16 protein-coding genes and 1 pseudogene are annotated in these 16,890 nt (G+C 71.2%); 4 read left to right on the top strand and 13 right to left on the bottom strand.

All coding sequences use genetic code 11. The features are described from left to right. From L7D48_RS13945 to L7D48_RS13935, 3 genes and pseudogenes are all read right to left on the bottom strand, one after another. Positions 1-1,747, bottom strand: a pseudogene (locus L7D48_RS13945) (ATP-binding protein); the annotation flags it as partial. A gap of 178 nt (positions 1,748-1,925) precedes the next feature. Then, positions 1,926-2,255: an STAS domain-containing protein gene (locus L7D48_RS13940; RefSeq protein WP_237879750.1), complete on the bottom strand. Its 330-nt coding sequence runs from the start codon at positions 2,253-2,255 to the stop codon at positions 1,926-1,928. A gap of 159 nt (positions 2,256-2,414) precedes the next feature. Next, a complete protein-coding gene (locus L7D48_RS13935; protein ID WP_237879749.1) occupies positions 2,415-3,263 on the bottom strand; it encodes a 3-hydroxyacyl-CoA dehydrogenase family protein in 849 nt (282 codons plus the stop codon). A 240-nt stretch (positions 3,264-3,503) separates the two neighbouring features. On the opposite strand from L7D48_RS13935, the gene L7D48_RS13930 reads away from it, so the two are divergent. Further along, the gene (locus L7D48_RS13930) at positions 3,504-4,076 is read left to right on the top strand and encodes a cob(I)yrinic acid a,c-diamide adenosyltransferase (RefSeq protein ID WP_237879748.1); all 573 of its coding nucleotides are present in this window, start codon (positions 3,504-3,506) and stop codon (positions 4,074-4,076) included. A gap of 94 nt (positions 4,077-4,170) precedes the next feature. Here L7D48_RS13930 and L7D48_RS13925 read toward each other — a convergent pair whose 3' ends face one another. Continuing rightward, positions 4,171-4,770 (bottom strand): hypothetical protein, encoded by a 600-nt coding sequence (locus L7D48_RS13925; RefSeq protein WP_237879747.1) that lies wholly within the window; start codon positions 4,768-4,770, stop codon positions 4,171-4,173. 167 nt (positions 4,771-4,937) lie between these two features. Here L7D48_RS13925 and L7D48_RS13920 point away from each other — a divergent pair, with 167 nt between their 5' ends. The 3 genes from L7D48_RS13920 to L7D48_RS13910 all read left to right on the top strand — a co-directional run bounded on the left by L7D48_RS13920 (position 4,938) and on the right by L7D48_RS13910 (position 8,884). After that, positions 4,938-6,218, top strand: a complete 1,281-nt coding sequence (locus tag L7D48_RS13920; RefSeq protein ID WP_237879746.1) for a sensor histidine kinase — start codon at positions 4,938-4,940, stop codon at positions 6,216-6,218. Beyond that, positions 6,215-6,877, top strand: a complete 663-nt coding sequence (locus L7D48_RS13915) for a response regulator transcription factor (RefSeq protein ID WP_237879745.1) — start codon at positions 6,215-6,217, stop codon at positions 6,875-6,877. Before L7D48_RS13920 ends, L7D48_RS13915 begins: the two co-directional genes overlap by 4 nt. A gap of 216 nt (positions 6,878-7,093) precedes the next feature. After that, positions 7,094-8,884: a glycoside hydrolase family 18 chitinase gene (locus L7D48_RS13910; RefSeq protein WP_237879752.1), complete on the top strand. Its 1,791-nt coding sequence runs from the start codon at positions 7,094-7,096 to the stop codon at positions 8,882-8,884. Positions 8,885-9,125: 241 nt separating this feature from the next. Here the strand turns inward: L7D48_RS13910 and L7D48_RS13905 are convergent, their stop codons facing one another. The 9 genes from L7D48_RS13905 to atpB all read right to left on the bottom strand — a co-directional run bounded on the left by L7D48_RS13905 (position 9,126) and on the right by atpB (position 16,799). Continuing rightward, a complete protein-coding gene (locus tag L7D48_RS13905) occupies positions 9,126-9,581 on the bottom strand; it encodes a DUF2550 domain-containing protein (RefSeq protein WP_237879744.1) in 456 nt (151 codons plus the stop codon). 121 nt (positions 9,582-9,702) lie between these two features. Further along, positions 9,703-10,089, bottom strand: a complete 387-nt coding sequence (locus L7D48_RS13900; RefSeq protein WP_237879743.1) for a F0F1 ATP synthase subunit epsilon — start codon at positions 10,087-10,089, stop codon at positions 9,703-9,705. Positions 10,090-10,179: 90 nt separating this feature from the next. Further along, positions 10,180-11,634: a F0F1 ATP synthase subunit beta gene (gene atpD, locus L7D48_RS13895; protein WP_237879742.1), complete on the bottom strand. Its 1,455-nt coding sequence runs from the start codon at positions 11,632-11,634 to the stop codon at positions 10,180-10,182. Between the two features lie 5 nt (positions 11,635-11,639). Further along, on the bottom strand, positions 11,640-12,554 hold the full coding sequence (locus L7D48_RS13890) for a F0F1 ATP synthase subunit gamma (protein ID WP_237879741.1): 915 nt from the start codon (positions 12,552-12,554) through the stop codon (positions 11,640-11,642). Between the two features lie 2 nt (positions 12,555-12,556). Further along, the gene (gene atpA / locus L7D48_RS13885) at positions 12,557-14,128 is read right to left on the bottom strand and encodes a F0F1 ATP synthase subunit alpha (RefSeq protein ID WP_237879740.1); all 1,572 of its coding nucleotides are present in this window, start codon (positions 14,126-14,128) and stop codon (positions 12,557-12,559) included. Positions 14,129-14,247: 119 nt separating this feature from the next. Next, positions 14,248-15,072 carry a F0F1 ATP synthase subunit delta gene (locus L7D48_RS13880; protein ID WP_237879739.1) on the bottom strand — a complete coding sequence of 275 codons (825 nt, stop codon included), beginning with the start codon at positions 15,070-15,072 and terminating at the stop codon, positions 14,248-14,250. After that, complete coding sequence (locus tag L7D48_RS13875; RefSeq protein ID WP_237879738.1) at positions 15,069-15,623, bottom strand: F0F1 ATP synthase subunit B; 555 nt, start codon at positions 15,621-15,623, stop codon at positions 15,069-15,071. Before L7D48_RS13875 ends, L7D48_RS13880 begins: the two co-directional genes overlap by 4 nt. A 32-nt stretch (positions 15,624-15,655) precedes the next feature. Next, positions 15,656-15,889 (bottom strand): ATP synthase F0 subunit C, encoded by a 234-nt coding sequence (gene atpE, locus L7D48_RS13870; RefSeq protein ID WP_031505870.1) that lies wholly within the window; start codon positions 15,887-15,889, stop codon positions 15,656-15,658. A 100-nt stretch (positions 15,890-15,989) separates the two neighbouring features. Next, positions 15,990-16,799 carry a F0F1 ATP synthase subunit A gene (gene atpB, locus L7D48_RS13865; RefSeq protein ID WP_237879737.1) on the bottom strand — a complete coding sequence of 270 codons (810 nt, stop codon included), beginning with the start codon at positions 16,797-16,799 and terminating at the stop codon, positions 15,990-15,992. Positions 16,800-16,890 lie beyond the last annotated feature (91 nt).

Below are 16,890 nucleotides of genomic sequence, written 5' to 3'. Positions count from 1 at the left end.
GGGTGGAGGCGTCGGGCGCGACGGGCGGTACGACGACGGCGGGCAGCGGCCCGCCGGGGTCCTTGCCGCCGTCCCCGGGTCCCCCGGCCGCCTTGCCCGCCTTGTCCGGGCCGCCCTCGGCCTCGATCGCGAAGCGGTCCTCGACCAGGGCCAGCGCGCGTCGTCCGGCGACCGTGCCACGGCGGTCCGCGAGCACTCCGCGCAGCCCGATGGACGCCTCGAGTTCGGCACGGGCCCGGTCCAGGTGGCCGGTGCACAGGGCGAGCACGCCGAGGTCGTGGTGGAAGTACGCCTCCTCGGCGACCTCGCCCGCCGTGCGCGCCGCCTCCTGGCCGCCGCGCAGGATCCGCTCCCAGGGGCCCCAGTGCAGCGAGGCGGCGAGCATGGGCGCGGCGGTACGGGCCAGCAGTACGGCCGCGCTCGCGTGACCGCCCCGCTTGGCGCCCTGGACGGCGGCGAGCACCGCCTCGGCCTCCTGCGCCACCCGCTCCGGGGTGACCGAGGGGTGGCCGGTCCACCAGGCGTAGTGCTGGGCGGCGGTGCGGGCGCGGTCGTCGGCTCCGTCGGCGTATCCGGCGTCGGCCAGTTGCCCGGTCACGTCCGGGGCGAGCCGGTAGTACGTACCGGCGGTGGTGACCAGGCCGCAGGCGAGCAGTTCGCCCAGGGAGGCGTCGGCGTCGGCGTCGTCCACCAGTGCGGGCAGGTGGGCCGGGTGCGGCAGCACTCCGCCGAGCGCCACGGCGAAGCGCAGCACCTCGCGGGTGCTGTCGGACAGCCGGGCGGCCAGGAGGGCGGCGGGGGCCGCGCCCTCGGCGAGCGTCGGCAGCGGTGCGCCGGCCCGGCCGCTCCCCTCGGTGCCGCCGGCGTCCTCGGCGTTCCCGGCGTCCTCGCCGTCCGCCTCGCCGCCGTCGGCCGCGGCCTCCGCGTCGCGCTGCCGCAGCAGCGCGCCGGCCTGGACGAAACGCAGCGGCAGTCCCTCGGACTCGAACCACAGGTCCCCGACCCAGGCCGCCTCGTCCTCGGTCAGCGGGCGGCGCACGATGTGCTCCATCAGCTCCCGGCAGGCGGCGCGGCTGATGCCCGAGAGGGCGACCTCCTCCAGGGGCGCGTCGGCGGAGGGCGCGGGGGCGCCGGGCGCGGCCGTGATCAGGAAGGCGCACTCGGGGGTGGCGTCGAGGAGGGAGTCCAGCGCCTGGCCTCCGAACTCGGCGTCGTCCAGCAGGACGACCGCGCCCACGCCGCGCACCGCCTCCTCCAGCTCGGCGCGGTCGGGGCGGTGCCGGGGCGCGTCGTGGACGGCGGCGAACAGCTCGTACAGCACGTCCGAGGCCGTGCGCCGGCAGCCGCTGAGCCGGATGACGCCGTCCGGGGCGAGGTCGGCGCACTCGGCGGCGACGGCGGCCAGCAGGGAGCTGCGTCCGGAGCCGGGCGCCCCGGTGAGCCGGACCGAGCGTCCGCGCCTGAGCAGTTGGAGGAGGCGCTCGCGCTCCGCGGTGCGCTCCAGCAGCGGCAGGTCGGGCAGGGAGATCCCGGTCGGGAGCGGGGCCACGGCGGCACGCTCCCGCTCGGCGCGGGACTCCGGGGTGCGCCTGCGGGGCGCGCCGGGGTGCTCACCGGGCGGGCAGGGTTCGATCTCGCTGCCGTCGACGGGGTTGACGGTCAGCAGGTACTCGCCCGCTATCAGCGGGATCGCGCGGGTGGTGCTCCCGCTGTCCTGTTCCTCGGGTCCCCGGTCGTTCGGGTCCATGGTGGGTGCCCCCAGATGCGGTGCGTACTCGAAGCTCAGCTCTCCAGGGCCGACCGTACGCTGGCCTTCGCTCGTGGTCCGGTGGCCGTCCGCAGCGCAGTGTAGGCGGCGGGTTCCAGAACCCTATTGCCTGGCCCGGGAGTGGGGGCAAGCCCGGGCGGGAGCCCTGACCCAATAGTTATGGCTTGGTCAGCGTCCCGCCCTCGGTGAGCCCGCCCCCCTCGATGGCCAGGATGCGGTGCAGACGGGTGGCCACCAGCAGGCGCTGCATCTGGGGCGGCACGTCCCGCAGGACGAGGCGGCGCCCGCACCGGCCCGCCCGCCGGTGCGCGCCCATGATCACGCCGAGGCCGGTGGCGTCCCACGAGTCCAGCTCGGCGAGGTCCAGCACGAGATCGCCCTCCCCGGAGTCGACCGCGGTGTGCAGGACCGAACGGGCGTCCGCCGCGCTGCGGACGTCGAGGCGACCTCCGACGACCAGTTCAGCGTGGTCGCCCCTGATGTGCATATCCGCTCCCCCGGAAAAGAAGTGGTCCGTCTGTGACTGTTGTCTGCCTATGTCTCACCACAACTGACTGCCCGTTCGGCGGCGGAGTTGCCGTCCGCCGCCGAATCGACACCGAATTCACCCGTAGGGGCGACCCGTCCGTGTGCCGTACGGGTTGGTTCAGTAGCGGTAGAAGCCCTGGCCGCTCTTGCGGCCGATGTCCCCGGCGTCCACCATGCGCCGCATCCCCTCCGGCGGGGCGAACTTCTCGTCCTGCGACTCGGTGTAGATGTTCTCCGTGGCGTGCAGCAGGATGTCGACGCCGGTGAGGTCCGCGGTGGCCAGCGGGCCCATGGCGTGCCCGAAGCCCAGCTTGCAGGCGGTGTCGATGTCCTCGGCGGTCGCCACGCCCGACTCGTGGAGCTTGGCGGCCTCGACGACCAGGGCGGAGATCAGCCGGGTGGTGACGAAGCCCGCGACATCCCGGTTGACGACGATACAGGTCTTGCCGACGCCCTCTGCGAACTCCCTTGCAGCCGCGAGGGTTTCGTCGCTCGTCTTGTACCCGCGCACCAGCTCGCACAGCTGCATCATCGGCACCGGGGAGAAGAAGTGGGTGCCCACGACCCGCTCGGGGCGCTCCGTCACCGCCGCGATCTTGGTGATCGGGATGGCGGAGGTGTTGGAGGCGAGCACGGCCTCGTCCTTCACCAGGCCGTCGAGCGTGCGGAAGATCTCCTGCTTGACGTCGATCCGCTCGAAGACGGCCTCGACCACGATGTCGGCCTCGGACGCGGCGTCGAGGTCGGTGGTGGCGGTGATGCGGCCGAGCGCCGCCTCCGCGTCCTCGGCGCTCAGCTTCCCCTTGGAGACGAACTTGTCGTAGGAGGCCCGGATCCCGTCCGTGCCGCGCCTGAGCGCCTCGTCGGTGACGTCGCGCAGCACCACGTCCCAGCCCGCCTGGGCGGAGACCTGGGCGATGCCCGATCCCATGAGTCCGGCTCCGATGACGGCGAGCTTCTTGGCCACGTGTATGTCCCCTCTGCGGCTTTGCGGTGCGACTCTCAGGCGGACCCTAGCGCCCGTGAGCGCGCGGTGGGCGGGGAAGAGATGCGCGTCACGTCTCACATGGCGGACATCACACTCGCGCGGGTCATCCGGTCGCCCGCCGCGCGCAGTTGGACGGTGCGACGGGCGGAACGCGCGGCGGTCCCGTGACGGTGGGCACACCTGCGCTCGGCGGAGCCCGTGCGTGGCTAGGCTCGGTCCATGGTCAACCTGACACGCATCTACACGCGCACCGGCGACGACGGCACCACCGCCCTCGGCGACATGAGCCGTACCGCCAAGACCGACTCCCGCATCTCCGCCTACGCCGACGCCAACGAGGCCAACGCCGCGATCGGGGTGGCCATCGCGCTCGGCGGTCTGCCCGAGGAGATCACCAAGGTCCTGGTCCGGGTGCAGAACGACCTGTTCGACGTGGGTGCGGACCTGGCCACGCCGGTGGCGGAGAACCCCGAGTACCCGCCGCTGCGGGTGCGGCAGAGCTACATCGACAAGCTGGAGGCGGACTGCGACCGCTTCCTGGCCGATCTGGAGAAGCTGCGCAGCTTCATCCTCCCGGGCGGCACCCCGGGCGCGGCCCTGCTCCACCAGGCGTGCACGGTCGTCCGCCGTGCCGAGCGCTCGACGTGGGCGGCGCTGGAGGAGCACGGCGAGGTCATGAACCGTCTGACGGCCACCTACCTCAACCGGCTGTCGGACCTGCTGTTCATCCTGGCCAGGTCCGCCAACAAGGAGGTGGGCGACATTCTCTGGGTTCCGGGCGAGAACCGCTGACGCGCGAGGCCGCGGCCGCCGTGCGAGACCCCCGTCCCCCCCTTCCGGGAGCGGGGGTCTCGGCCGTCTCCGGCGCACGCACCGGTGCCGGGCGTCAGTGCCCGGCCGTCCCCCGCCCGGCGGGCCGGGCACCGGCGGGATCCCGCGGCTCGCCGGGGTGCGCCTTCGGTTTCCTGGGCCAGATCGTGTAACTGGCCGCGATGACCACGCTGATGCCGATGACGAAGAGCATCTTGTGCTGCCACTGCGTCAGCGACTCGCTCCGCCCGGCGTCGCCGACGTACCAGACCGCGCCCTGGAGCAGCGCCAGGGCGATCACCGCGCCGAGCACCGAGCGGGCGCACATCTTCCATTCGTGGACGGCGCGCGCCGTCCCGTACTTCGGCGGCTTCACCGGCGGCGGACCGCCCGCGAAGCGGTGGGCGAAGTGCCCGTCGGCCCACTTGGCCATGTAGTGGCCGTAGGCCGCGGTGAAGCCGATGTAGACGGCCGCCAGGCCGTGCTTCCAGTCGCCCTCGGCGCCGTTCCTCAGGTCGATCGCGGTGACGACCAGCAGCACCACCTCCAGCAGCGGCTCGCACAGCAGCACGGCGGCGCCCAGGCGGGGTTTGCGGGCGGGGTAGCGCAGCAGCAGTCCGGCCACCAGCAGCACCCAGAAGGCCACCTCGCAGACGATGATCAGTGTGACGACCACGGCCGGCCCCTCCTCTTGGTTCGCTGCCTCCAGCCTGGCCGCCGTCCGGGCCCGGCGCGTCGTCTGCCGCGACGATCCCGGACTGCATCCTTCGATGTATCCCGCCCGCTTCCGTACCGGCCCGTACGCGGAGGCGGGCGGCCGGTGCGGCGGTGTTGGATGGCCGGGTGAGCACCGTCCGTTCCCCGTTGCCGCTCCCGCCCCGCGGGGACCTGCTGATCGCCGCCGCCGGTCTGGTGGGCGGGCTGGCGTCGTGGGCCCTGGGGCTGTTCAACAACCCGCACCCTCCACTGGGGGGCGGCTGGGTGCTGCTGCCGCTGGCTGTGATGGCACTGGCGGAGGCGCTGCGCCGTACCGCGCCGTCCGCCGCGCTGGTGCTGGGGACGGTCGCGCTGGCCGGCGATCTGGTCACCCTCTCGCTGCTGGCGACGATCGTGATGTTCTCCGACGTGGTCTACGCGGCCGTGCTCTACGGCGGGCCGAGGCTGTCGCGGGTGGTGCCGCCGGCGAGCGCGGCACTGACCGCCGCCGTGACCGTGGGCACCCTGGCTGCCACCCGCGAACCCCGGGCGCTGCTGGTGGGCGTCGTCTGCGGGCTGGTCACGGTCGGCCCGGCGTGGACGGGCGTCATCGTCCGCGACCACCGCAACGCCGCGGCCGCCGAGCGGCTGCGCGCCCAGCAGACCGCGCTGCTGGCGGAGATGGACCGCGTCCAGGCCGTCACCGCCGAGCGCGCCCGGATGGCCCGCGAACTGCACGACGTGGTGGCGAACCACCTCTCGGCCATCGCCATCCACGCCACCGCGGCGCAGTCGCTCGACGACCGCGCCGCCACCGGGGACGCGCTGGCGGTCATCCGCGAGAACAGCGTGCACGGGCTGGCCGAGATGCGCCGTCTGATCGGCCTGCTGCGGACCGCGGGGGATCATGAGGAGGTGTCCGCCGCGCCGACCCTGGACGGCCTGGACGCGCTGCTGTCCCATGCCCGCAGGCACGGTGCGGCCGGAGGGCTCGGTTTCACCCTGCGCGACGAGCGCTCCGGCGGCCCCCTGCCGGCGCCCGTGGAGCTGGCGGCCTACCGCATCGTGCAGGAGGCTCTGACGAACGCGCTCAAGCACGCCTCTCCCGGGGAGGTGGCCGTCGTACTGGAGTCACCCGGCCGGGAGGACGGCGGCAGCGGTGGCGGCGCGCTGACCGTCACCGTCACCAGCCCCTGCGACCGGCGCCCCGGGCCGCGGGCCCCCGGCTCGGGTGCCGGGCTGGTGGGGATGCGCGAGCGCGCCGAACTGCTGGGCGGCTCCTTCGGCGCGGGCCCGGCCGGGGCGGCCGGGGCGGCCGGCGGCACACGGTGGGTGGTGAGGGCGGTGCTGCCCCTGGGGGATGCCGTCCACGGCGTCGCGGACGGCGGGGACGGCGGGGACGGAGCGAGGAGAGGAGACGGGGCATGACCATCCGGGTGCTCGTGGCCGAGGACCAGTCGGCGGTGCGCGCCGGGCTCGTCCTGATCCTGCGCGGTGCGCCGGACATCGAGGTCGTCGCAGAGGCGCCGGACGGTGAGGAGGCGGTGCGGCTGGCCCGTGAACTCCGGCCGGACGTGGTGTTGATGGATGTGCGGATGCCGCGTCTGGACGGGGTGTCGGCGACCGAGCGGGTGGTCGGCGAGGGGCTGGCCGACGTGCTGGTGCTGACCACCTTCGACCTCGACGCGTATGTCTTCGGCGCGCTGCGCGCGGGCGCCGCGGGCTTCCTGCTCAAGGACAGCGAGGCGGCGCAACTGGTGGACGCGGTACGGGCGGTGGCGCGCGGTGAGGGCGTGGTCGCCCCGGTCGTGACGCGGCGGCTGCTCCGGGAGTTCGCCCGTTCGTCCGCCGCGCCCGGGGGCGGGCGCCGGGCCGACCCCGCCGTGCTCGACGCCCTCACCCGGCGCGAACACGAGGTGCTGGCGTGCCTGGGCGAGGGGCTGTCCAACGCGGAGATCGCCGCGCGGCTGTCGATGGCGGAGGCGACGGTGAAGACGCACGTCAGCAGGCTGCTGGCGAAGCTGGAGCTGCGCAGCAGGGTGCAGGCCGCGGTGCTGGCGCGGGAGTTGGGGGTGATCGGGGAATGAATTCCTCATTGGTGCATACCTGTTGACCGGTGGTCCAGACCAATCTACGCTCCAGTTCAACTGCACGCCCATGCCATGCACATGGCACTCTTCACGAGCGGCGCAGGAGACCCCCAACGGCCCGGTCCGGCACCGGGCCCTGTGCGAGGAGCGCTCTTGAGAACGAACACCACCGCACACCGCATCAGACGGAAAGCCGTAGCGGCCGCGGCCGCGATGCTGATGCCCCTCGGCGCCCTGGTCGCCCTGGCATCCCCCGCCCAGGCCGCCGAGCAGGCGACCGCCACCTTCTCCAAGCCCTCCGACTGGGGCAGCGGCTTCGAGGGCAAGTGGACGATCAAGAACACCGGTGACACCACCATCAGCGGCTGGACGCTGAAGTGGGACTTCCCCACCGGCACCAAGGTCGGCTCCGCCTGGGACGCCGCCGTCACCAACTCCGGCAACACCTACACCGCCAAGAACATGAGCTGGAACGGCACCCTGTCCCCCGGGGCCAGCGTCAGCTTCGGCTTCAACGGCACCGGCACCGGCTCGCCCTCCGCCTGCACCCTCAACGGCCGCCCGTGCGACGGCTCCGGCGGAGGCACCCCCGACGACGCCCCGCCCGGCGCACCCGGCACCCCCACCGCGAGCGGCATCACCGACACCTCGGTCAAGCTGAACTGGGGCGCCGCGAGCGACGACAAGGGCGTCAAGAACTACGACGTCCTGCGCGGCGGCGCCAAGATCGCCACCGTCACCGGCACCACCTACACCGACTCCGGCCTGAAGGCCGGCACCAGCTACACCTACTCGGTGGTGGCGCGCGACACCGCCGACCAGACCGGACCGGCCAGCGGTTCCGTCACCGTCAGGACCACCGGTGGCGGCGACGGGGGCGGCGAACCGGGCGAGTACGTCAACCTGGGCTACTTCACCGAGTGGGGCATCTACGGCCGCAACTACCACGTGAAGGACATCGTCACCTCCGGCTCCGCCGAGAAGCTGACCCACATCAACTACTCCTTCGGCAACGTCCAGAACGGCAAGTGCACCATCGGTGACGCCTTCGCCGCGACCGACAAGGCCTACACCGCCGAGCAGAGCGTCGACGGCAAGGCCGACACCTGGGACCAGCCGCTGCGCGGCAACTTCAACCAGCTGCTGAAGCTGAAGAAGATGTACCCGCACATCAAGGTCCTGTGGTCCTTCGGCGGCTGGACCTGGTCCGGCGGCTTCCCCGACGCCATGAAGAACCCGGCCGCGTTCGCCAAGTCCTGCAACGAGCTGGTCAACGACCCGCGCTGGGAGGGCCTGTTCGACGGCATCGACCTGGACTGGGAGTACCCCAACGCCTGCGGTCTGACCTGTGACACCAGCGGCCCGGCCGTGATGAGGACCATGGCCCAGGCGTTCCGCGCCGAGTTCGGCGACCAGCTCGTGACCGCCGCGATCACCGCCGACGCCTCCAGCGGCGGCAAGATCGACTCCGCGGACTACGGCGGCGCCGCCCAGTACCTCGACTGGTACAACGTGATGACGTACGACTACTTCGGCGCCTGGGACAAGACCGGGCCGACCGCCCCGCACTCGCCGCTGACCTCGTACCCCGGCATCCCGAACCAGGCGTTCAACTCCGACGCCGCGATCCAGAAGCTCAAGGCCAAGGGCGTCCCGGCCGAGAAGCTGCTGCTGGGCATCGGCTTCTACGGCCGCGGCTGGACCGGCGTGACCCAGAAGGAGCCGGGCGGCACCGCCACCGGCGCCGCCCCGGGCAAGTACGAGGCGGGCATCGAGGACTACAAGATCCTCAAGGAGCGCTGCCCGGCCAACGGAGTCATAGCCGGCACCGCGTACGCGCACTGCGGCAACGAGTGGTGGAGCTACGACACCCCGGCCACCATCGCGGGGAAGATGGACTACGCCAAGCAGCAGAAGCTCGGCGGGGCCTTCTTCTGGGAGATCAGCGGCGACACCGCCAACGGCGAGCTGATCACCGCCATCCACAACGGGCTGAACAAGTGACGCCCGGGCGGTGACCCGCCCCACGTACCACCGGAAGTGACAGAACCGGGGAGACGGCCCGTACGCCGTCTCCCCGGTTCGCTGTCCATGCCCCCAAGCACCGGGGGCACCACTCAGGCGACATTCACTCTCCCCCGGACTCCGTCCGGGGACACCCCCAAACACCGGGGATACCGCTCAGGCGACATTCACCCTCCCCCGGACTCCGTCCGGGGACACCCCCAAACACCGGGGGCACCGCTCAGGCGACATTCACTCTTTGACCTGGGGGGGCTGCTTCGAGCCAGGCGAGGAAGCCGGTCAGGGCGTCCTCGCTCATCGCCAGCTCCACCCGGGTGCCGCGGTGCGAGCAGGCCAGGATCACCGAGTCCGACAGGAGCGCCAGCTCCTCGTCCCCCTCGGGCCTGCGGCGCTCCAGCACCTCGATCGCCTCCCGCTCCAGCAGCCGGCGCGGCCGCGGCGCGTAGGAGAAGACCCGGAACCACTCGATCCGATCGCCGCTGTAGCGGGAGACGCCGTACACCCAGCCCTTGCCGCCGGCCTCGGCCCCCTCGCCGGGATCCGGCGCGCCCCACCGCAGACTGCAGTCGAAGGTGCCGCCCGGCCGCTGGATCAGCCGCCGCCGCAGCCCGAAGGCGAAAAGCCCCAGCAGCACCAGAGCCAGCACCGCCCCGGACAGCACGAGAGCGAGGACCATCTTCACCGACCTCCTCGCCTCGTCCGTCCGTACAGCAGCCAGCAATCACCTCAGCCGCGGACCACGCCGGAGCGATGCTCCGATGCGGTCCGCGGCTGGGGCACGTACATGCGCGCGGGACTCAGTGCGCGCTCGCCAAGGCGGCCCGAAGCCGGATCTCGGCGCGGCGCTCGGCGGCGGCGTCCGCCTCCGACTTCGCCCGCTCCAGCGCGCGCTCGGCACGCTGGACATCGATCTCCTCGGACAGCTCCGCGATCTCCGCGAGCAGCGACAGCTTGTTGTCCGCGAAGGAGATGAAGCCGCCGTGCACCGCGGCGACGACGGTGCCGCCCCCGCTCTCGCCGGTCGTACGGATCGTCACCGGGCCCGGCTTCAGCACACCGAGCAGCGGCTGGTGGCCGGGCATGACGCCGATATCACCCGACGAGGTGCGCGCGACGACCAGGCTGGCCTCGCCCGACCAGACCTTGCGGTCCGCGGCGACCAACTCGACGTGCAGCTCAGCCACAGTGGCTCCTCGAAACTGGGGTTTTCACAGAATAACGGTGCGCGGGACAGGGGGCGGGCTTCACCCGCCCCCTGTCGTGGGGCGCGGACGTCAGGAGACGCCCAGCTCCTTGGCCTTGGCCTTGAGGTCGTCCAGGCCACCGCACATGAAGAACGCCTGCTCCGGGAAGTGGTCGTACTCGCCGTCGGCGATCGCGTTGAACGCCGCGATCGACTCGTCCAGCGGAACGTCCGATCCGTCCAGGCCGGTGAACTGCTTCGCCGCGTGGGTGTTCTGCGACAGGAAGCGCTCGATACGGCGGGCGCGGTGGACGACCAGCTTGTCCTCCTCGCCGAGCTCGTCGATACCGAGGATGGCGATGATGTCCTGGAGGTCCTTGTACTTCTGCAGGATCCCCTTGACGCGCGAGGCGCACTCGTAGTGGTCCTTGGAGATGTACCGGGGGTCCAGGATCCGGGAGGTGGAGTCCAGCGGGTCCACCGCCGGGTAGATGCCCTTCTCCGAGATCGGACGCGACAGAACGGTGGTCGCGTCCAGGTGGGCGAAGGTCGTCGCCGGGGCCGGGTCGGTCAGGTCGTCCGCCGGCACGTAGATCGCCTGCATCGAGGTGATCGAGTGGCCGCGGGTGGAGGTGATGCGCTCCTGGAGGAGGCCCATCTCGTCCGCCAGGTTCGGCTGGTAGCCCACCGCGGAGGGCATGCGGCCCAGCAGGGTGGAGACCTCGGAACCGGCCTGGGTGAAGCGGAAGATGTTGTCGATGAAGAACAGCACGTCCTGCTTCTGGACGTCGCGGAAGTACTCCGCCATCGTCAGACCGGCCAGGGCCACGCGCAGACGGGTGCCCGGGGGCTCGTCCATCTGGCCGAAGACCAGCGCGGTCTGCGGGAGAACGCCGGACTCGGCCATCTCCTCGATGAGGTCGTTGCCCTCACGGGTGCGCTCGCCGACGCCGGCGAACACGGAAACGCCCTCGTGCAGCTTGGCCACACGCATGATCATTTCCTGGATGAGGACGGTCTTGCCGACGCCCGCGCCGCCGAACAGACCGATCTTGCCGCCCTTGACGTACGGGGTCAGCAGGTCGACGACCTTCAGGCCGGTCTCGAACATCTCGGTCTTGGACTCGAGCTGGTCGAAGGCCGGGGCCTTGCGGTGGATCTCCCAGCGCTCGGTGACCTCGGACTCGGCCTCCGGCTCGTTCAGGATGCGGCCCAGGGTGTTGAACACCCGGCCCTTGGTGACGTCGCCGACGGGCACGGTGATGCCGCGGCCGGTGTTGGTCACCGGGGCCTGGCGGACCAGGCCGTCGGTCGGCTCCATGGAGATCGCGCGGACCAGGCCCTCGCCCAGGTGCTGGGCGACCTCGAGGGTGAGGGTCTTCTTCGCACCCTCCTCGGCCGGGTCGGCGACCTCGACGGTCAGCGCGTTGTAGATCTCCGGCATCGCGTCGACGGGGAACTCCACGTCGACGACCGGGCCGATGACCCGCGCGACGCGGCCGGTGGCCACGCCCGCCGCAGCGGTCGGCTCAACAGTGGTGGTCATAGTTGTCAGTCACTCCCCGCAGAAGCGTCGGCCAGCGCGCTGGCACCACCGACGATCTCGCTGATTTCCTGGGTGATGTCGGCCTGGCGGGCCTGGTTGGCAAGCCGCGTGAGCGACTTGATGAGGTCCTCGGCGTTGTCCGTCGCCGACTTCATCGCGCGCCGGCGGGCGGCGTGCTCGGAGGCGGCGGACTGCAGCAGCGCGTTGTAGATGCGGCTCTCGACGTACCGCGGCAGCAGCGCGTCCAGAACCTCCTCCGCCGACGGCTCGAAGTCGTACAGCGGGCGGATCCGCTCCTGCTTCTCCACCTGCTGCGTGACCTCGTCGAGGCTGAGCGGCAGCATCCGCTTCTCGACCGGGTTCTGCGTCATCATCGACACGAACTCCGTGAAGACGATGTGCAGCTCGTCCACGCCGCCCTCCGCCGTGTCCCTGCGGACCGCCTCGATCAGCGGTCCGGAGACGGCCTTGGCGTCGGCGTACGACGGCCGGTCGGTGAAGCCCGTCCACGACTGGGCGACCTTCCGGTCGCGGAAGCCGTAGTAGGCCACGCCCTTGCGGCCGATGATGTAGGAGTCGACCTCCTTGCCCTCGGCCCGCAGCCGCTCGGTCAGCCGGTCGGCCGCCTTGATCGCGTTGGCGGAGTAGCCGCCCGCCAGACCGCGGTCGCTCGTGACGAGCAGGACCGCGGCCCGGGCCGGCTTCTCGGCCTCGGTGGTCAGCGGGTGCTGGGTGTCGGAACCGGTGGCGACGGCCGCGACGGCCCGGGTCAGCTCGTCGGCGTACGGAGTCGACGCGGCCACCTGGCGCTGTGCCTTGACGATGCGCGACGCGGAGATCATCTCCATCGCCTTGGTGATCTTCTTGGTCGCGCTGACGGAGCGAATCCGCCGCTTGTAGATCCTGACCTGCGCGCCCATGCTCAGCCCTCGCCCAGCAGCTTGCCGTCCGAGGTCTCGAACTGCTTCTTGAAGGAGGCGATGGCGTCCGACAGCGACTGGAGGGTGTCGTCGGACATCTTGCCGCCCTCGCGGATGCCGGTCATCAGGTCCTTGCGCTCGCGGTGCAGGTGCTCCAGCAGGTCGCTCTCGAAGCGCCGGATGTCCTCGACGGGGACGTCGTCCATACGGCCGGTGGTGCCCGCCCAGATGGAGACGACCTGGTCCTCGGTCGGGTACGGCGCGTACTGCGACTGCTTGAGCAGCTCGACCATGCGCTTACCGCGCTCCAGCGCCGCCTTGGAGGCGTCGTCCAGGTCGGAACCGAAGGCGGCGAACGCCTCCAGCTCGCGGAACTGGGCGAGGTCCACACGGAGCCGGCCGGAGACCTGCTTCATGGCCTTGTGCTGGGCCGAGCCACCGACTCGGGAGACGGAGATACCGACGTTCAGCGCCGGGCGCTGGCCCGCGTTGAACAGGTCGGACTCCAGGAAGCACTGGCCGTCGGTGATGGAGATGACGTTGGTCGGGATGAACGCCGACACGTCGTTCGCCTTGGTCTCGATGATCGGCAGACCGGTCATCGAGCCGGCGCCCATCTCGTCCGAGAGCTTGGCGCAGCGCTCCAGCAGCCGGGAGTGCAGGTAGAAGACGTCGCCCGGGTAGGCCTCGCGGCCCGGCGGACGGCGCAGCAGCAGGGACACGGCGCGGTAGGCGTCGGCCTGCTTGGACAGGTCGTCGAAGATGATCAGGACGTGCTTGCCCTGGTACATCCAGTGCTGGCCGATGGCCGAGCCGGTGTAGGGCGCCAGGTACTTGAAGCCCGCCGGGTCGGACGCCGGGGCGGCGACGATGGTGGTGTACTCCAGCGCGCCGTTCTCCTCCAGCGCCGCGCGCACGGAGGCGATGGTGGAGCCCTTCTGGCCGACGGCGACGTAGATGCAGCGGACCTGCTTGTTCGGGTCGCCGGAGCGCCAGTTGTCGCGCTGGTTGATGATCGTGTCGATCGCCAGGGCCGTCTTGCCGGTCTGGCGGTCGCCGATGATCAGCTGGCGCTGGCCGCGGCCGATCGGGGTCATCGCGTCGACGGCCTTGTAGCCCGTCTCCATCGGCTCGTGCACCGACTTGCGCTGCATGACCGTGGGGGCCTGCAGCTCGAGGGCGCGGCGGCCCTCGGTCTCGATCTCGCCGAGGCCGTCGACCGGGTTGCCCAGCGGGTCGACGACACGGCCGAGGTAACCGTCGCCGACCGCGACGGAGAGGACCTCGCCGGTGCGGCGCACCGTCTGGCCCTCCTCGATGCCGCTGAACTCGCCGAGGACGACCGCGCCGATCTCGCGCTCCTCGAGGTTGAGGGCGAGGCCGAGGGTGCCGTCCTCGAACTTCAGCAGCTCGTTCGCCATGGTCGAGGGAAGACCCTCGACCTTCGCAATGCCGTCACCGGCAAGGCTGACCGTCCCGACCTCTTCGCGCGAGGCCGCGTCCGGCTTGTACGACTGGACGAAGTTCTCCAGCGCGTCCCGGATCTCATCCGGCCGGATCGTGAGCTCCGCCATCTGGGTTCCCTGCTCTCCTTGTTGGGCCCGTATGTGTCTGCTACGGCCCAACTCGGGCCGCCAGTACTGCTTCTTGAGTTGGTGTGGCCTACCGCCCGCGGTGTCCGCCGGCCGTGGGCTCAGCTCGCCATCCGCCGGGTCGCCCCTTCGAGGCGCTCCGAGACGGTGCCGTCGATGATCTCGTCGCCGACCCGCACCCGGATTCCGCCGAGGACCTCCGGGTCCACGTCCAGGTTGAGGTGCATCTCGCGCCCGAAGAGCCTCGCCAGGGCCGCGCCGAGGCGCTGCTTCTGGCGGTCGCTGAGCGGTACGGCCGAGGTGACCACCGCGACCGAGCGGTTGCGGCGCTCGGCGGCCAGCCTGGAGAGGGCTTCGAGCCCTCCTTCAAGACTACGGCCACGCGGCTGGCGCACGAGGCGGACGACCAGTCGCTCGGTGGCGGGCTTGGCCCGGCCGCCCAGCAGCCGCCGCAGCAGCTCGGTCTTGGCCGCCTTCAGGCTGTCATCGGTGATCTTGCCGCCGAGAGCCGCACGCAGCTCCGGGGAGGAGGCGACCGTCCGGGCGAACCGGAACAGCTCGTCCTCCACGTCGTCCAGCGTGCCGTCACGCTCGGCCGCGGTGAGGTCGGCGACGTCGGCGAGCTGCTCGACCGCGTCCACCAGGTCGCGCGAACGCGACCAGCGGGAGCGGACCATGCCGGAGACCAGATCGACGGCCTCGCCGCCGACCTGGCCACCCAGCAGGCGTCCGACCAGCTCAGCCTTGGCCTCGCCGGGCTGCGCCGGGTCGGTCAGGACCCGGCGCAGCGACACCTCGCGGTCGAGCAGCGCGGTGACCGCGGCCAGCTCCTCGGCGAGCCGGGCCGCGTCGGCGGACGTGGAGTCCGTCAGCGCGTCCAGTCGCTCGCGGGCGGCGGCCAGTGCCTCGCGACTCGCTCCGTTCATCGGGCGGCTCCAGAGGACTCGGCGGAGGCCGCCTTCTCCTCGAGTTCGTCGAGGAAGCGGTCGATCGTGCGGCTCTGCCGGGCGACGTCCTCCAGGGACTCGCCGACCAGCTTGCCGGCCAGGTCGGTGGCGAGCTTGCCCACGTCCTGGCGCAGCGACTGCGCGGCCTGCCGACGGTCGGCCTCGATCTGGGCGTGGCCCGCGGCGATGATCTCCTCACGCTGCCGCTGGCCCTCCTCGCGCATCTCGGCGATGAGCGCGGCGCCCTGCTCCTGCGCCTCCTGGCGCAGGCGCGCGGCCTCGTGACGAGCCTCGGCGAGCTGGACTCGGTACTCCTCGAGCGTCTGCTGCGCCTCGGCCTGAGCAGCCTCGGCCTTCTCGATGCCCCCCTCGATCGCCTCGCGGCGCTCGTCCAGGGCCTTGTTGATGGCCGGGAGGAGCTTCTTGGCGAACACGAAGAAGACGATGCCGAAGGCGATCAGGCCGATGACGACCTCGGGCCAGACCGGAAGCAGCGGGGACTGCGGCTCCGAAGCTGCCAGGTTCATCATGGTGGACCTTTCGTCGATTTCAGCTGCCTGTATCAGCTGAGGATGAAGGGAACGACGAAGCCGATCAGCGCCAGGGCCTCGACGACCGCGAAACCGAGCAGCATGTTCTGGCGGATGAGGCCGGCGGCCTCGGGCTGGCGGGCGATGGCCTGCACACCGTTACCGAAGATGATGCCGATGCCGATACCGGGGCCGATCGCGGCGAGGCCGTAGCCGATGGTGCCGACGTTGCCTTCGACAGCTGCGAGGGTCTCCAGAGCAGACATTCCTTGGGTTCCTTCTCTTGGTGGGCCGGTGGGTGGTTGGTCCACCGGACGTCTGGGGTTGGGCGGGTGGTGGCTGGTCGGGACCGTGGTGCCGGTCCGGTCAGTGCGCCTCTTCCAGGGCCTGGGAGAGGTAGGTGGCGGTCAGCACGGTGAAGACGTAGGCCTGCAGCGCCTGGATGAACAGCTCGAAGACCGTCAGCACCACGGTCATCACGAACGAGGCGGTCGCGTAGAGGGTGCCGAGGAAGGTGCCGAGCATGTACCAGGTGGCGATCGTGAAGATCAGGATCAGGATGTGGCCGGCGAACATGTTCGCGAAGAGCCGGACCGTCAGCGTGAAGGGCCGCACGAAGACGCTGGAGATGAACTCCATCGGCGTGAGCAGCACGTAGATCGGCTTCGGCAGGCCGCTGGGGACGCAGAGGTTGCGGATACCGCCGACGAATCCGTTCGTCTTGAACGTCACCGTCATGTAGGTGACCCAGACCACGGCCGCGAGGCCTGCCGGGTAGGCGATGACCGAGCTGACCGGGAACTGGGCGATGGGGATGATCGCCCAGAGGTTCAGCATCCACACGAAGAAGAACAGCGACACCAGGAGCGGGACGAAGGCGTCGCCCTTCTTCCCGATCACCTCCCGGGCGATGCCCCGGCGCACGAACTCGTACAGCGCCTCGGCGACCATCTGCAGCTTGCCGGGGACCACCTTGGGCTTGGAGAAAGCCATCCAGAAGAAGGTGAGGATCGCGGCCGTGCCGATGATCGCGAGGAGCATCGGCTTGTTGAACTCGAACCCGCCGACCTCGAAGATCGGGTCGAAGATGAACGACCACGCACTGGGGGCCTCGAAGCCACAGTCCTTGAACAGGTGGCAGTCAACCTCGAAGGCGAGCAACTGGTCACTACTCACCGCGAGCTCCTTCGGTCGGACGCATGGGTACGGCTACCTCGGGGTGTCGGCATGGCGCTGGGCCACGGGGCGGCACTGGACTGGGGGTGGG

Source organism: Streptomyces sp. ICN903 (assembly GCF_022015835.1).
Classification (GTDB): Bacteria; Actinomycetota; Actinomycetes; order Streptomycetales; family Streptomycetaceae; genus Streptomyces; species Streptomyces fenghuangensis.
This window is presented reverse-complemented; position numbering and strand designations above follow the sequence as displayed.

Excerpts from the sequence above, each read along its gene's own strand:
- L7D48_RS13940 (WP_237879750.1), bottom strand. The coding sequence starts at position 2,255 with ATGCACATCAGGGGCGACCACGCTGAACTGGTCGTCGGAGGTCGCCTC.
- L7D48_RS13930 (WP_237879748.1), top strand. The coding sequence starts at position 3,504 with ATGGTCAACCTGACACGCATCTACACGCGCACCGGCGACGACGGCACC.
- L7D48_RS13915 (WP_237879745.1), top strand. The coding sequence starts at position 6,215 with ATGACCATCCGGGTGCTCGTGGCCGAGGACCAGTCGGCGGTGCGCGCC.
- L7D48_RS13910 (WP_237879752.1), top strand. The coding sequence starts at position 7,094 with ATGCTGATGCCCCTCGGCGCCCTGGTCGCCCTGGCATCCCCCGCCCAG.
- L7D48_RS13905 (WP_237879744.1), bottom strand. The coding sequence starts at position 9,581 with ATGGTCCTCGCTCTCGTGCTGTCCGGGGCGGTGCTGGCTCTGGTGCTG.
- atpD (WP_237879742.1), bottom strand. The coding sequence starts at position 11,634 with ATGACCACCACTGTTGAGCCGACCGCTGCGGCGGGCGTGGCCACCGGC.
- L7D48_RS13890 (WP_237879741.1), bottom strand. The coding sequence starts at position 12,554 with ATGGGCGCGCAGGTCAGGATCTACAAGCGGCGGATTCGCTCCGTCAGC.
- atpA (WP_237879740.1), bottom strand. The coding sequence starts at position 14,128 with ATGGCGGAGCTCACGATCCGGCCGGATGAGATCCGGGACGCGCTGGAG.
- L7D48_RS13880 (WP_237879739.1), bottom strand. The coding sequence starts at position 15,072 with ATGAACGGAGCGAGTCGCGAGGCACTGGCCGCCGCCCGCGAGCGACTG.
- L7D48_RS13875 (WP_237879738.1), bottom strand. The coding sequence starts at position 15,623 with ATGATGAACCTGGCAGCTTCGGAGCCGCAGTCCCCGCTGCTTCCGGTC.
- atpE (WP_031505870.1), bottom strand. The coding sequence starts at position 15,889 with ATGTCTGCTCTGGAGACCCTCGCAGCTGTCGAAGGCAACGTCGGCACC.